The organism is Pseudomonas sp. NFACC08-1 (assembly GCF_900106735.1).
Lineage (GTDB): Bacteria > Pseudomonadota > Gammaproteobacteria > Pseudomonadales > Pseudomonadaceae > Aquipseudomonas > Aquipseudomonas fluorescens_Q.
This window is the reverse complement of sequence record NZ_FNNL01000015.1, coordinates 166,470-180,177: the sequence shown is the minus strand read 5'-3', so window position 1 is coordinate 180,177 and position 13,708 is coordinate 166,470. Positions and strand designations below refer to the sequence as shown.

Here is a 13,708-nt window from a genome sequence, read left to right as displayed (position 1 = left end):
GCACTGCCGTTTTCCTTGCCGGTGAAGTAGCCGAGGTTGGCGCCCAGGGTCCAGTCGCCGATGGGCTGGCTGTGGGTCAGGTTGAAATATTGTTGCTGGTAGATGTCGGACAGTTCCGCGTACCACACGCCGACCTGGGTGCGTTTTTCGTTGAAGGCGTATTCACCGCCACCGAAGTTGAAACGGTCGGAGGTGAACGCGCCGCGGCCGTTCATGGACATGTCCTCCATGCTCGCGTCGTTGCGCGGGCTGTTGGCGCGGAACTGGCCACCGTACAGCGTCAGGCCGCTGATTTCGGTGGAGGTCACCTGGCCGCCACGGAAGGTTTGCGGCAGGGAACGGCCGTCGTCGGAGCGCAGGATTGGCAGTACTGGCATCCACTCGCCGACCTTCAGTTCGGTCTTCGACACCTTGGCCTTCAGGGCCACGCCCAAACGGCCGAAGTCGTCGGCCGGGCGGCCGTCGTCATGCACTGGGAGCAGTTGTGTACCTGCGGTGCCACGGCCGCCGTCGAGCTTGACCGAGTACATCCCCAGTATGTCCACGCCGAAACCGACCACGCCCTGGGTGAACCCGGACTTGGCGTCGAGGATGAAACTCTGGGTCCATTCCTCGGCCTTGCCCTGGGCGTTGTTCGGGTTGGTGAAGTTGCGGTTGAAGTAGAAGTTGCGCAGGTTCAGCGTGGCCTTGGCATCTTCGACAAACCCTGATTCCGCGGCCAGGACGGGCAGGGCGGTGCTGGTCAGGGCGACGGCAATGAGGCTGGGGAACAAGTGCTGTGTGGGCTTCATGGGCGTTGTCTCTATTTTTTGTGGACGAAGCGGGTCGTTGCCACAACCTTGGGCTGCAGGCGGAACGGTGGAACCAGTGGCGTGAGGCTATTGAGGATCAGCCGGGTGCGGCGGGGCGGATGGGCATGGCGTCGAACCTGTTGTTATTGGTTTTGTGCGAAGGATGGTGAAGGGCGGCCCGGGATCGGTTCAATCGCCGTTTGCGGGTTTTGGGCGATTATCGAACAGCAAAACATTGCTTCGGCGGATGCGATTCCTGTGGGAGCGAGCTTGGTCGCGATGGCGGCCTGACAGCCGGCCATGCTCTTGTTGACTGCGTACATATCCATTGCTGCGGTAACGGCCACTTAGGGTCCCGCTCTTACAGCGGCTCACTTTTGAAAAGCGCAAAAGTAAGCAAAACGCTTCATGCCCCACCACTCGGTGCCTCGCCTAGGCTCGGCATGCCCTCACTCCGGCATTGCTCCGTGGGCCCGCCGCGAAGGGCCATCCATGGCCCAGCGCGGCTATCCCGGCATCCATGCCGGGATGCCCACTCCACAATGCCTGCGTTCGGCCAGCGTGGTTAACGGGGCGCCGAGATCAACGTCCGACGCGAGGCGGCCTTAGAGCCGGCCTGACTCTTCCGGTCGTACACCCATCAGACCTGTGGGAGCAAAAGCTTGCTCGCGAAGGCGGCCTTAGGGCCGACCTGACTCTTCCGGTCGTACACCCATCAGACCTGTGGGAGCAAAAGCTTGCTCGCGAAGGCGGCCTTACAGCCGACCTGATTCTGGCATCTGGGCTCCGATCCAATGTGGGAGCGAGCTTGCTCGCGAAGACGGCGGCACATCCAACGCTGATGCAGGCTGATCCACCTCCATCGCGAACAAGCTCGCTCCCACAGGGAAAACGCGGTCCCACCAAGAACCAGGTCGGCTACTAGGCCGCCTCGCGGTGGACGTTGATCTCGGCGCCCCGTTAACCACGCTGGCTGAACGAAGGCATTGTGGAGTGGGCAACCCGGCATGGATGCCGGGTTAGCCGCGCTGGGCCATGGATGGCCCTTCGCGGCGGCCCACGGAGCAATGCCTTCGTTCAGGCATGCCGAGCCTAGGCGAGGCACCGAGTGGTGGGGCAGAAGCGTTTTGCTTACTTTTGCGCTTCTCAAAAGTGAGCCGCTGTAAGAGCGGAACCGCCAGCAGCCGTTACCGCAGCAATGGATATGTACTCGATCAACATCCTGACCGCCTGTCAGGCCGCCATCGCGAGCAAGCTCGTTCCCACAAGATTTGTGGCCGGTCTGACAGACGAGGCGATTCTTCCGACGAGGTTTTAAGGTTGCTGCTCGGAAGCGGAATCTCTAGCTTGTTTGGGTCGCTGCCAATCCAGCGACCGGGACTGCAAGCCCGTCGACTTCGTTAGGCGCTAGCGCCCGGGCCCACGTCTCGGGCTCCAATTGATGCAGGAGCGCCGTTATGAAAAAACATCATCCTTCTTCGCCATCAGAGAGCACCTTCCCCTACAACGACCCCGATCCAGAAAAGCTCCAAGAGGCCGCAGACCGGGCACTCGATTACCATCTGGGCACCCACCCTGATCCCAAACCCAAAACCTCAACCCAAGTTTTCACCGTCATCGATACCATCGACACGGAGTGTCTCCTGGCCAATCTCAGCGAAACCCTGGCCTCGGCCAATGCCATGGTCAGTGACCTGGCGTTCGAGTTGGAGGGCTCGCGGCGGCATGTCGCGTTCGGCGTGGCGCAGATGATCGAGCTGAGTGAACTGTTGGCTAATCGTGCGCTGGATATCGTCGACCCGCGTTCGCCAAGTCGGAGTTGAAGCAGGCACAAACAAAAAAGCCCACCTTTCGGTGGGCTTCATGTTCAGCGTTCAAACATCTATCAGAACAATTTCATCTTCGGCGCTTCTTCTTTCACCGGTTCGTTCTTGCCGGTCTCGGCATTCCAGCCACCGCCCAATGCCTTGTACAGATTGACCTCGCTGGTCAGTTGCGCAAGACGGTCAGTGATCAGCGACTGTTGCGCGCTGAACAACTGGCGTTGGGCGTCGAGGAAGGTCAGGTTGCTGTCGACGCCGATGCGGTAGCGACGCTCGGCCAGGCGGTAGTAGTCCTGGTTGGCGGCGACGAAGTCGGTCTGGGCCTGCAACTGTTCGTTGTAGGTCTGGCGCGCGGCCAGGCCGTCGGAAACTTCCTGGAACGCCGTTTGAATCGACTTCTCGTACTGCGCGACGTTGATGTCTTTCTGGATCTTGGCGTAGTCCAGGCTCGCTCGCAGGCTGCCGGCGTTGAAGATCGGCAGGTTGATTTGCGGCGCGAAAGACCAGGTGCCCGAACCGCCCTTGAACAGGCCGGACAGGTCCGGGCTCAAGGTGCCGGCGTTGGCCGTCAGGCTGATGCTCGGGAAGAACGCGGCCCGCGCGGCGCCGATGCTGGCGTTGGCGGCCAGCAGGTTGCGTTCGGCCTGGAGAATATCCGGACGACGTTGCAGCAGGTCCGACGGCAGCCCGGCCGGCACTTCGCTGAGCAGATCATCGCTCAGCGGTTGCGAGTTCAGGTTGGCCGGCAGGCCAGTGCCGAGCAGCAGGGTCAGGCTGTTTTCGTCCTGTGCGACCTGGCGAGTGTAGCGGGCCAGTTGCACGCGGGCGTTTTCCACGGCGGTGCGCGCCTGGCTCAGGTCCAGGGCCGAGGCCACGCCGACTTCGGCGCTGCGCGAGGTCAGCTTGAAGCTTTGCTCATAGGCCCCGAGGGTGTCCTGGGTCAGCTTGAGCAGTTCCTTGTCGGCTTGCCAGGTCAGGTAGGCATTGGCGACGTTGGCCACCAGGCTGATCTGGGTGCTGCGGCGGGCTTCTTCGGTGGCGAAGTAGCTTTGCAACGCTTGCTCGCTCAGGCTGCGAACCCGACCGAACAAGTCCAGTTCATAGGCGCTGATGCCCAAGGTGGCCGAATAGGAGCTGCTGATCGCCGCTTCACCGGTTTGCGAAGCCCGGGCCGGCAGGCGCTGGCGGCTGCCGGCACCGGTGGCCGAGACCGCCGGGAACAGGTCTGCGCGCTGGATGCGGTATTGCGCGGCATAGGCATCGATGTTCAGCGCCGCGACGCGCAGGTCGCGGTTGTTTTCCAAGGCGACCTGGATCAGCTGTTGCAACGCCGGGTCATGGAAAAACTGTTTCCAGCCTTGCTCGGCGGCGGCCTGGCCGGGCGCATTGGCCGCCTCGTAGGCCGGCCCTTGCGGGTATTGCGCCGCGACCGGTGCTTCGGGCCGCTGATAGTCGGGGATCAGCGAGCAACCGCTGAGCACGACGGCGGCGATGGTCAGGGAGAGTAGCGACTTGCTCATTGGCCAGCCTCTTTGGAAGTTTCAGGAGTGTCGTGCTCGTCGGTATTTTTTCGACGGCCTATCGACGACACGGTCACGAAGAACAATGGCACCCAGAAGATCGCCAGGATGGTGGCGGTCAACATACCGCCGATCACACCGGTACCGATGGCGTGCTGGCTGCCCGAACCTGCGCCAGTGGAAATCGCCAGTGGGACCACGCCGAGGACGAACGCCAGGGACGTCATGATGATCGGTCTCAGACGCATCCTACAGGCTTCGATGGCGGCTTCCATCAGCGTGCGGCCCTGCTCGTGAAGTTCCTTGGCGAACTCGACGATCAGGATGGCGTTTTTCGCCGCCAAGCCAATGGTTGTCAACAAGCCCACCTGGAAGTACACGTCGTTGGACAGGCCGCGCAGGCTGGTCGCCATCAGGGCACCGATGATGCCCAGGGGGACCACGAGCATGACCGCGATCGGAATCGACCAACTTTCATACAACGCTGCCAGGCACAAGAACACCATCAGCAGCGACAAGGCGTACAACGCTGGTGCCTGGGAACCCGACAGGCGTTCCTCATAGGACAGGCCCGTCCAGGAAATACCAACACCGGCCGGCAGCTTCTTGGCGATGGTTTCGACTTCGGCCATGGCTTCACCGGTGGAATAACCCGGTGCCGGGGTACCGAGGATCTCCATCGCTTCCACGCCGTTGTAACGCGCCAGTTTCGGCGAGCCGTAGACCCACTCGCCCTTGGCGAACGCAGAGAACGGCACCATGGTCCCGGCGCTGTTGCGCACGTACCACTTCTTCAGGTCCTCGGGGCTCATGCGCGAGTTCGGCTGGCCCTGGACATACACCCGCTTCACCCGGCCACGGTCGATGAAGTCGTTCACATAGTTACTGCCCAGTGCAATCGACAGGGTGTTGTTGATCTCCGAGAGCGTGATGCCCAGCGCGCTGGCCTTCTCGTCATCGATTTCCAACTGGTATTGCGGTTCGTCGTTCAGGCCGTTCGGACGTACCTGGGCCAATATCTTGCTCTGGGAGGCCATGCCCAGGAACTGGTTGCGGGCTTCCATCAGTTTTTCATGGCCGATGCCGGCGCGATCCTGCAGGAATACGTCGAAACCGGTGGCGTTACCCAGTTCCATCACCGCTGGCGGTGCGAAGGCGAACACCATTGCGTCGCGGAAAGTGAAGAAGTGTTGCTGGGCGCGGCCCGCGATCTTGAACACGGTGTTATCAGCGTTACGCTCTTCCCAGGGCTTGAGCATGATGAATGCCAGGCCGGAGCTCTGGCCACGACCGGCGAAGTTGAAGCCGGTCACGGTGAACACCGAGGCTACGCCATCACCTTCGCCGCCATCCTTGCTCGGACGCAGCAGGAACTCACGCATCTTGTCCACTACCACCTGGGTACGTTCGGCGCTGGAACCGGCCGGTGTCTGTACCTGGGCAAACAGCACGCCTTGGTCTTCTTCCGGCAGGAACGCCGTCGGGATGCGGGTGAACAGCCAGACCATGCCTACCACGATGATGATGTAGGCCAGCAGGTACGGGGCCTTGTGCTTGAGCATGTTGCCCACGCCCCGTTCGTAGCTTCTGACGCCTCGGTCGAAGGTACGGTTGAACCAGCCGAAGAAGCCGCGTTTCGGCGTGCCGTGCTCACCTTTGGGGATTGGCTTGAGCATGGTGGCGCACAGGGCCGGGGTGAAAATCAGTGCCACCAGTACCGACAGGGCCATGGCCGAGACGATGGTGATGGAGAACTGCTTGTAGATCACACCGGTGGAGCCGCCGAAGAACGCCATCGGCAGCAGTACCGCCGAGAGTACCAGGGCGATACCCACCAGGGCGCCCTGGATCTGCCCCATGGATTTCTTGGTGGCTTCCTTGGGCGACAGGCCTTCTTCGCTCATCACCCGTTCGACGTTTTCCACCACGACGATGGCGTCGTCCACCAGCAAGCCGATGGCCAGCACCATGCCGAACATGGTCAGGGTGTTGATGCTGAAACCGAATGCCGCGAGGATCCCGAAGGTACCGAGCAGTACCACCGGCACGGTCATCGTGGTGATGATGGTGGCGCGGAAGTTCTGCAGGAACAGGAACATTACCAGGAACACCAAGACGATCGCCTCGACCAGGGTTTCAACCACACCCTTGATCGATTCGCTCACCACTGGTGTGGTGTCGTAGGGGAACACCACTTCCAGGCCTTGCGGGAAGAACGGCTTGAGGTCGTCGACGGTCTTGCGCAGGGCCTTGGCCGTGTCGAGGGCGTTGGCGCCAGTCGCCAGCCGCACTGCCAGGCCGGAAGCCGGAGCGCCATTGAACTGGGCGTTGATGCTGTAGTTCTCACCGCCCAAGGCAACATCGGCCACGTCGCCGACACGCACTTGCGAGCCGTCCGGGTTGACCTTGAGCAGGATTGCCTTGAACTGCTCGGCGGTCTGCAAGCGGGTCTTGCCGATAATAGTGGCGTTCAGTTGCTGGCCGGGCATGGCCGGCAGGCCGCCGAGCTGGCCGGAGGCGATCTGGACGTTCTGCGCGGTAATCGCCGTGCTCACATCCACCGGGGTCAGGTTGAAATTGTTCAGCTTGGCCGGGTCGAGCCAGATCCGCATCGCGTATTGGGCGCCGAAGACCTGGAAGTCACCGACACCAGCGGTACGCGAGATCGGGTCCTGCATGTTGGACACGATGTAGTTGGACAGGTCTTCCCGGGTCATGCTGCCGTCGCGCGACACCACGCCGATGACCATCAGGAAGTTTCTCACTGACTTGGTCACGCGGATGCCCTGTTGCTGCACTTCTTGCGGCAGCAGCGGGGTGGCCAGGTTCAGCTTGTTCTGGACCTGGACCTGCGCGGTATCGGAGTTGGTGCCTTGCTCGAAAGTGGCAGTGATGGTCATGCTGCCGTCGGAGTTACTTTCCGACGATACATAACGCAGGTTGTCGATGCCGTTGAGCTGCTGCTCGATCACCTGCACCACGGTGTCCTGCACGGTTTGCGCGGATGCGCCCGGGTAGGTCACCTGGATCGCAATGGCCGGCGGCGCAATGCTCGGGTACTGGTTGATCGGCAACTTGAGGATCGATAGAGCCCCGACCAGCATGATCACCAGGGCGATCACCCAGGCGAAAATCGGACGGTCGATAAAGAATTTCGACATGGTTTACTCCCCTTTGCCGCCGGCGGCTTTATCAGCTGCCTGTGCGGGGGCCGGGTTCTTGGTATCGATGTTAGTGGCTTCGGTGGCTTTGACTTCCACGCCAGGGCGTACGAACTGCAACCCTTCGGTGATCACGCGATCGCCGGCCTTGAGCCCGTCTTCGATCAGCCATTGGCTGCCGACGGTACGGCTGGCCTTGAGTTGACGCAGTTCGACCTTGTTGTCAGCGCCAACGACCAAAGCGGTCGGCGTACCCTTGAGGTCACGGGTCACGCCTTGCTGTGGCGCCAGGATGGCTGCGCTGTTCACACCGGCCTGCAATTGGGCGTGGACGAACATGCCCGGCAGCAGGGTGTGGTCCGGGTTGGGAAACACGGCGCGCAAGGTCACCGAACCGGTGGTCTGGTCAACCGACACTTCGGAAAATTCCAGCTTGCCCTCGTGTGGGTACAGGCTGCCATCTTCCAGGGTCAGCTTGACCATGGCGGCGTTATCGCCGGCCTTTTGCAGACGGCCGCTTTCCAGCTCTCGGCGCAGTTGCAGCAACTCGACCGAACTCTGCGTCACGTCGACGTAGATCGGGTCCAGTTGCTGGATGGTTGCCAGGGCGTCGGTCTGACCATTGCTCACCAGCGCGCCTTCGGTGACCGAGGAACGGCCGATGCGGCCAGAGATGGGCGCGTAGACTTTGGTGTAGCGCACATTGATCTGGGCAGTTTGCAGATTGGCTTCCGACTCCAGGCGGTTGGCCACGGCGGTGTCGTATTCCTGCCGGCTGACGGCCTGTTCGTCCACCAATTGCTTGTAGCGATCGGCGATCGACTTGGTGGACCGCAGGTTGGCCTCGGCGCTTTTCAGGGTCGCTTCGTACACGGCCGGATCGATCTGGTAGAGCTGCTGGCCGGCCTTGACGTCAGCACCTTCCTTGAACAGGCGCTTGAGAATGATGCCGTTGACCTGTGGCCGTACTTCCGCGACGCGGAACGCGCTGGTGCGCCCTGGAAGCTCCGACGTCAGGGTGAAGGGCTGGGTCTTGAGGGTTACGACGCCGACCTGAGGAGGCGGAGGAGCAGGTGCAGCCTCTTCCTTTTTGCATCCGCTGAGCAGCGATGCCAGGGCGATGGCAGTAACCAGGGCAGTAACAGCTGGCTTGAATTGCATGGAAATCCTCGGGTCCAGGCGCGCAACGGGCGCACTCGAAAGGTGGAAGGTGGAAAAAGAGCAAGATAAGCAATTAGTAGGATGCTAAGAAATATACTTACGTACATGGTTGTTTGTAAACAGCCAAATTGCGTACCATCCGTATTTACAAAAGCCTGACAAAGGCATTCGGAGGTCGGGGACGCGTTTCGAGAAACGCCGCCTCACGTCTAGCTGATCCTTACGCATTGTTGATGCATCCTGATTGAGGTGTTTACTGCCATGGTCCGTCGTACCAAAGAGGAAGCCCTGGAGACTCGCAGCCAGATTCTCGAAGCGGCCGAAAAAGCCTTCTTCGAGCGGGGCGTGGCTCGCACGACGCTGGCCGATATCGCAACCCTGGCCGGTGTGACGCGTGGCGCCATCTATTGGCATTTCAGCAACAAGGCGGACCTGCTCCAGGCCATGCTCGATACCTTGCATGAGCCGCTCGATGACCTGGCCCGCGCCAGTGAGAATGAAGAGGAACTTGACCCGCTGGGCTGTACTCGCAAGCTGTTGGTGCAATTGTTTCAGCAAGTTGCCCTGGACCCGAAGACCCGACGCATTAATGAAATTCTGTTCCATAAGTGCGAATTCACCGATGAAATGTGCGATTTACGCCAGCAGCGGCGCCAGGTCAGTCTCGACTGCAACGTGCGTATCGTGCTGTCGTTGAGCAATGCGATGAAGCGCGGTCAGTTGCCGGATGACCTGGATCCCGAAAGGGCGGCGATTGCCATCCACGGCTACATCGACGGCATCCTCTACCAATGGCTACTGGCGCCCGACAGCTTCGCGCTGGCGGCTGACGCTGAGCGCTGGGTAGACATCGGGCTGGATATGCTGCGCCTGAGCCCCAGCCTGCGCAAATGAAACAAAATGAGTAATTTTGTCAGTTTATGTCAATACCTGAGATCCAAAGGTGCTTTTATAAACCGACACAACCGTGGTTGATAGGCAATCGGTGGCAAATTTTGTAGGTGATTTGTTTCGTACTTGTGAAAGACCATAAAAAGTCCATTCGAAAGGACCGCTGGATACCCCGCCAGACGAACCTGCCGGGGCTGCATTTTCAAGTCAGCGTGATCTCCACGGTGAAACCGTAGGGTTCTTCATTTGCCGAGTGAGTGATTCGGGTCGAGCACTTGATGGGTGTCGCGCCGACAGAGATCACCCTGTTTGTCCGGACAGGCGTCAATGTCGATGAAATCACACCGAATGTCGTATTGACGCGCAAGCCGAAGTTGAAGAGGAAGGCAGCGTCGTCGTCGCCAAACATCATGAAGTTCTTGTACATGTCCTTGCTGCGGCTGCCCAGTTGTCTGGAATATATGAAGTCGAGCTTGAAGGCCAGGATGTCCCAAGGACGAATGCTCAAGAAATCTCGTTCATCGTCGTCCAGGTTGATATCGTTTTCACCCACGGGAAACGCCCGCTCGGTATGGTTGATGACTTTTACAATGAGGCGAGTGCGGTTTGGGCGAATGCGCTCCTGCTGCCAGGCTTGAACCTGTTGGTTGGCACCGTCGTTCAGCCTTGCTTGTTTCATCAGGGCGTCGAGGATCTCCGAGTGTTCTTGCGTGTTCAGCGACTCAATGTACTTGTACAGAACATCCAGCGGTGCGTAGTTGAACTGCGCGAGTGTTTTTTCGTAAAACCCATTGTTGTCCTGGTGGCTGTACCCAAGGGTCTTCGTCATGCTTGAATTCCTTTTCAAATGAGGCGTATTAAAGTTTGATCGACGGCGCTGTTTGGCATTGTCGTCAGACTTAATATGAACATTGCCCTGGGCTTTAGGAAGTTTAGATAGTTGACCGAATATTTAAATGCATAAAAAAGCCCTGCTCTTTCGAGGCAGGGCTCTGTTATTTCAGTTACACGATCAAAGTACGGGGTAATCGATGTATCCCACGGGACCTTTTCCATAAAACGTTTCGGGATGAGGCTCGTTCAGTGGGGCATCGGCTTTCAAGCGTGCCGGCAGGTCCGGGTTGGCAATGAACGGCACACCGAAGGCGACGGCATCGGCCTTGCCTTCGGCCAGCCAGGCATTGGCGCTGTCCTTGGTGAAGCGTTCGTTGGCGATGTACGGGCCGCCGAAAGCTTGTTTGAGTTGCGGGCCGATGCTGTCGTCGCCTTCCTTTTCACGGGAGCAGATAAAGGCGATGCCACGCTTGCCCAGTTCCCGGGCCACGTAGCTGAAGGTTTCCAGGCGGTTCTCGTCGCCCATGTCATGGGAATCGGCGCGTGGTGCCAGGTGCACGCCCACCCGGCCGGCGCCCCAGACTTCGATGGCCGCGTCGGTCACTTCCAGCAGCAGGCGGGCACGATTTTCCAGGGAGCCGCCGTATTGGTCGGTGCGCTGGTTGGTGCTGCTCTGCAGGAACTGGTCGAGCAGGTAGCCGTTGGCACCGTGGATTTCCACACCGTCGAAGCCGGCGGCCTTGGCGTTCTCGGCGCCGACGCGGTACGCCTCGACGATGTCGGCGATTTCAGCGGTCTCCAGTGCGCGTGGGGTCGGGTAGTCAGCCAGCGGACGCACCAGGCTCACGTGGCCCTTGGGCTGGATCGCGCTGGGCGCCACCGGGGTTTCGCCGTTCAGGTACGACGGGTGGGAGATCCGGCCCACGTGCCACAGTTGCAGGAAGATCTTGCCGCCGGCGCCGTGGATCGCCTTGGTGACGTTGGACCAGCCGCGCACCTGGTCGTTGGACCAGATGCCCGGGGTGTCCGGGTAACCCACGCCCATCGGCGTGACCGAGGTCGCTTCGCTGAGGATCAGGCCGGCGGAGGCGCGTTGCACGTAGTACTCGGCCATCAGCGCGTTGGGCACGCGGCCCGCGTCGGCGCGGCAGCGGGTGAGCGGGGCCATGATGATGCGGTTTTTCAACTCGATGTCGCCGAGTTTGATGGGGTCGAAAATAGTCGCCATGAAATACAAACCTCGAAAGTGGAAGGGGTTAGAAGTCAGTGAGTTGCTGGAGCCAGCTCGGCATTGCCGCCCTGGCGGAAGGTGATGAGGGTGACCAGCAGCGCCAGCACGGCCAGCGCGCCGGCGGCCAAGGGCACGGAGGTCAGTCCCAGGCCGTGGTCGATGACGCTGCCGCCGACCCAGGCGCCCAGGGCGTTGCCGATGTTGAAGGCGCCGATGTTCAGGGTGGACACCAGGTTGGGCGCGGCCTTGCCAAAGGTCACCACGTTGACCTGCAGGGCCGGCACGGCAGCGAAGCAGGCGGTGGCCCAGAGGAACAGGGTGATTTCGCTGGGGATCAGCGCCACGCTGGTCCAGCTCAATACGGTGGACACCACGGCCATGGTGAGGAAGACGCCCATCAGCGTGTTCGCCAGGCTCTTGTCCGCCAGCTTGCCGCCGATGATGTTGCCCAGGGTCAGGCCCAGGCCGATCAGCACCAGGGTCCAGGTCACGCCGCGGGGCGATACGCCGGTCACTTCACCCAACAGCGGGGCGACATAGGTGAACAGGGTAAACACCGAGGCGGAGAACAGCGCCGTCATGCTCAGGGACAGCCATAGGCCTGCGCCCTTGAGCGCGACCAGTTCCGAGCGCATGTCGAGTTTTTCTTCATCGCGCTTGGCCGGCAGAAAGCGGATCAGGCCGATCAGCGCAATTACGCCAATGACAGTCACTGCCCAGAAGGTCGAACGCCAGCCGGCTTCCTGGCCCAATGCGGTGCCCAGCGGTACGCCGAGCACGTTGGCCAGGGTCAGGCCGGTGAACATCAAGGCTACGGCTGAAGCGCGCTTGTTGGGCGCCACCAGGCCGGCAGCCACCACCGAACCGATACCGAAGAACGCGCCGTGGCACAGGGCCGTGACGACCCGGGCAAACATCAGCACGTTGTAGTCGCTGGCGATGGCGCAGAGCAGGTTGCCGATGATGAAAATTCCCATCAATACCACCAGGGCGGCCTTGCGCGGCAACCGGGCGGTGGCCAGGGCCATGAACGGCGCACCGATGGCCACGCCCAGGGCGTAGCCGGTCACCAGCCAGCCGGCGCCAGGAATCGACACGCCCAGGTCGGCCGCCACATCGGGCAACAGGCCCATGATGACGAACTCGGTGGTGCCGATGGCGAAGGCGCTCAGGGCCAGGATCAGGAGTGAGAGGGGCATGATGGGTCCTTGTCGGGTCAGAGCTCTTGGCTCATTTGCTTGAGGAACTGCTGGATCACTTCCTCGTTGCGCTTGAAGAAGTGCCATTGGCCGACCTTCTGGCTGGTGATCAGCCCCGCCCGTTGCAACACCGCCAAGTGCGCAGACACCGTGGATTGCGACAGGCCGCAACGCTGGTCGATCTGTCCGGCGCAAATGCCGAATTCGTGGTTGTGCAACTGCTCGGGGAACTGGACCTTGGGGTCTTTGAGCCAGTTGAGGATGTCTCGCCGTACTGGGTGTGCCAGGGCTTTTATTATTTCGTCGAGGTCAAGGGGCATGGTGGCAGCTCGTGATGAGTAAAACGCTATATCGCGATGGAGCGAACCTTAAATCGTTATTTCGCGATATACAAATATGGATTTGATCTGGAAGCCGAACAAATCGCTATATCGGGTTATAACGATATGGACTCAGCGGTGCTAAGCTGCGGGCCATGAACTATCTCGCGCACCTGCACCTCGGCGGCCCTGGCCGGGAACAACTGCTCGGCAGCCTCTACGGCGACTTCGTCAAAGGCCCGCTGCAAGGGCTCTACGACCCACGGATCGAAGCGGCGATTGCCCTGCATCGGCGCATCGACATGTATACCGACCGCCATCCCCTGGTGGACATCGCCCTGTCGCGTTTTTCCACGGTGCGACGGCGCTACGCCGGGATCGTGCTGGACGTGTTTTTCGACCACTGCCTGGCCCGGGACTGGGCGTTGTACGGCGAAGGGCCGCTGGTGGATTTCACTGCCCGGGTGTACCAGGTACTCGGCACCGAACCGCAGCTGCCGGGGCGCCTGGCACAGATCGCGCCGTACATGGCGGCGGATGACTGGCTGGGGTCTTATCGGGAATTCGAAGTGTTGGGGCAGGTGCTGCGCGGCATTTCCCGACGCCTGTCCCGGCCCGAGGAACTGGCCGGGGCGATGAAGGAGTTGATGGAGCTCTATGAGCCGCTGAGCGAAGATTTCCGGCTGTTCTATCCGCAGTTGCAGGATTTTGCGCTGAATCAAACCACGCCGCAGGTCTAATTGTGGGAGCGAGCTTGCTCGCTCCCACAGGGGGCTG

Annotated in this window: 11 protein-coding genes; 3 read left to right on the top strand and 8 right to left on the bottom strand. The window is 60.8% G+C overall.

The genetic code is table 11. From position 1 onward, the window contains the following. Positions 1–791 (bottom strand): OprD family outer membrane porin (locus BLU76_RS25680; protein WP_139209658.1); only part of this gene is annotated, 791 nt, incomplete at its 3' end. A 1,457-nt stretch (positions 792–2,248) separates the two neighbouring features. Between BLU76_RS25680 and BLU76_RS25675 the strand changes: the two genes are divergently transcribed. Next, on the top strand, positions 2,249–2,614 hold the full coding sequence (locus BLU76_RS25675) for a DUF6124 family protein (RefSeq protein ID WP_092148743.1): 366 nt from the start codon (positions 2,249–2,251) through the stop codon (positions 2,612–2,614). 62 nt (positions 2,615–2,676) lie between these two features. On the opposite strand, the gene adeC is transcribed toward BLU76_RS25675, so the two are convergent. Genes adeC through BLU76_RS25660 form a run of 3 tightly spaced genes read right to left on the bottom strand, consistent with a single transcriptional unit; the run spans position 2,677 to position 8,456 of the window. After that, the gene (gene adeC / locus BLU76_RS25670; protein WP_092148740.1) at positions 2,677–4,134 is read right to left on the bottom strand and encodes an AdeC/AdeK/OprM family multidrug efflux complex outer membrane factor; all 1,458 of its coding nucleotides are present in this window, start codon (positions 4,132–4,134) and stop codon (positions 2,677–2,679) included. Beyond that, a complete protein-coding gene (gene emhB / locus BLU76_RS25665) occupies positions 4,131–7,295 on the bottom strand; it encodes an efflux RND transporter permease subunit EmhB (protein WP_092148737.1) in 3,165 nt (1,054 codons plus the stop codon). The genes adeC and emhB overlap by 4 nt, the downstream gene beginning before the upstream one ends. A gap of 3 nt (positions 7,296–7,298) precedes the next feature. Then, on the bottom strand, positions 7,299–8,456 hold the full coding sequence (locus BLU76_RS25660; protein WP_063322585.1) for an efflux RND transporter periplasmic adaptor subunit: 1,158 nt from the start codon (positions 8,454–8,456) through the stop codon (positions 7,299–7,301). 261 nt (positions 8,457–8,717) lie between these two features. Here BLU76_RS25660 and BLU76_RS25655 point away from each other — a divergent pair, with 261 nt between their 5' ends. After that, entirely contained in the window at positions 8,718–9,350 is a 633-nt protein-coding gene (locus BLU76_RS25655) for a TetR family transcriptional regulator (RefSeq protein ID WP_092224934.1), read from the top strand. A gap of 199 nt (positions 9,351–9,549) precedes the next feature. Here BLU76_RS25655 and BLU76_RS25650 read toward each other — a convergent pair whose 3' ends face one another. From BLU76_RS25650 to BLU76_RS25635, 4 genes are all read right to left on the bottom strand, one after another. Further along, positions 9,550–10,176 (bottom strand): hypothetical protein, encoded by a 627-nt coding sequence (locus BLU76_RS25650; protein WP_092148731.1) that lies wholly within the window; start codon positions 10,174–10,176, stop codon positions 9,550–9,552. A gap of 183 nt (positions 10,177–10,359) precedes the next feature. Next, positions 10,360–11,409 carry an alkene reductase gene (locus BLU76_RS25645; RefSeq protein WP_072347067.1) on the bottom strand — a complete coding sequence of 350 codons (1,050 nt, stop codon included), beginning with the start codon at positions 11,407–11,409 and terminating at the stop codon, positions 10,360–10,362. Positions 11,410–11,444: 35 nt separating this feature from the next. Next, the gene (locus tag BLU76_RS25640) at positions 11,445–12,611 is read right to left on the bottom strand and encodes an MFS transporter (RefSeq protein ID WP_063322581.1); all 1,167 of its coding nucleotides are present in this window, start codon (positions 12,609–12,611) and stop codon (positions 11,445–11,447) included. 17 nt (positions 12,612–12,628) lie between these two features. Continuing rightward, the gene (locus tag BLU76_RS25635) at positions 12,629–12,931 is read right to left on the bottom strand and encodes an ArsR/SmtB family transcription factor (protein ID WP_030138446.1); all 303 of its coding nucleotides are present in this window, start codon (positions 12,929–12,931) and stop codon (positions 12,629–12,631) included. A 155-nt stretch (positions 12,932–13,086) separates the two neighbouring features. On the opposite strand from BLU76_RS25635, the gene BLU76_RS25630 reads away from it, so the two are divergent. After that, the gene (locus BLU76_RS25630) at positions 13,087–13,671 is read left to right on the top strand and encodes an acyl carrier protein phosphodiesterase (RefSeq protein WP_092148728.1); all 585 of its coding nucleotides are present in this window, start codon (positions 13,087–13,089) and stop codon (positions 13,669–13,671) included. The last annotated feature ends 37 nt before the right edge of the window (positions 13,672–13,708 follow it).

What these genes read in the sequence shown, in the direction of transcription:
- BLU76_RS25675 (WP_092148743.1), top strand. Translation starts at nt 2,249, where the DNA reads ATGAAAAAACATCATCCTTCTTCGCCATCAGAGAGCACCTTCCCCTAC.
- adeC (WP_092148740.1), bottom strand. Translation starts at nt 4,134, where the DNA reads ATGAGCAAGTCGCTACTCTCCCTGACCATCGCCGCCGTCGTGCTCAGC.
- emhB (WP_092148737.1), bottom strand. Translation starts at nt 7,295, where the DNA reads ATGTCGAAATTCTTTATCGACCGTCCGATTTTCGCCTGGGTGATCGCC.
- BLU76_RS25660 (WP_063322585.1), bottom strand. Translation starts at nt 8,456, where the DNA reads ATGCAATTCAAGCCAGCTGTTACTGCCCTGGTTACTGCCATCGCCCTG.
- BLU76_RS25655 (WP_092224934.1), top strand. Translation starts at nt 8,718, where the DNA reads ATGGTCCGTCGTACCAAAGAGGAAGCCCTGGAGACTCGCAGCCAGATT.
- BLU76_RS25650 (WP_092148731.1), bottom strand. Translation starts at nt 10,176, where the DNA reads ATGACGAAGACCCTTGGGTACAGCCACCAGGACAACAATGGGTTTTAC.
- BLU76_RS25645 (WP_072347067.1), bottom strand. Translation starts at nt 11,409, where the DNA reads ATGGCGACTATTTTCGACCCCATCAAACTCGGCGACATCGAGTTGAAA.
- BLU76_RS25640 (WP_063322581.1), bottom strand. Translation starts at nt 12,611, where the DNA reads ATGCCCCTCTCACTCCTGATCCTGGCCCTGAGCGCCTTCGCCATCGGC.
- BLU76_RS25635 (WP_030138446.1), bottom strand. Translation starts at nt 12,931, where the DNA reads ATGCCCCTTGACCTCGACGAAATAATAAAAGCCCTGGCACACCCAGTA.
- BLU76_RS25630 (WP_092148728.1), top strand. Translation starts at nt 13,087, where the DNA reads ATGAACTATCTCGCGCACCTGCACCTCGGCGGCCCTGGCCGGGAACAA.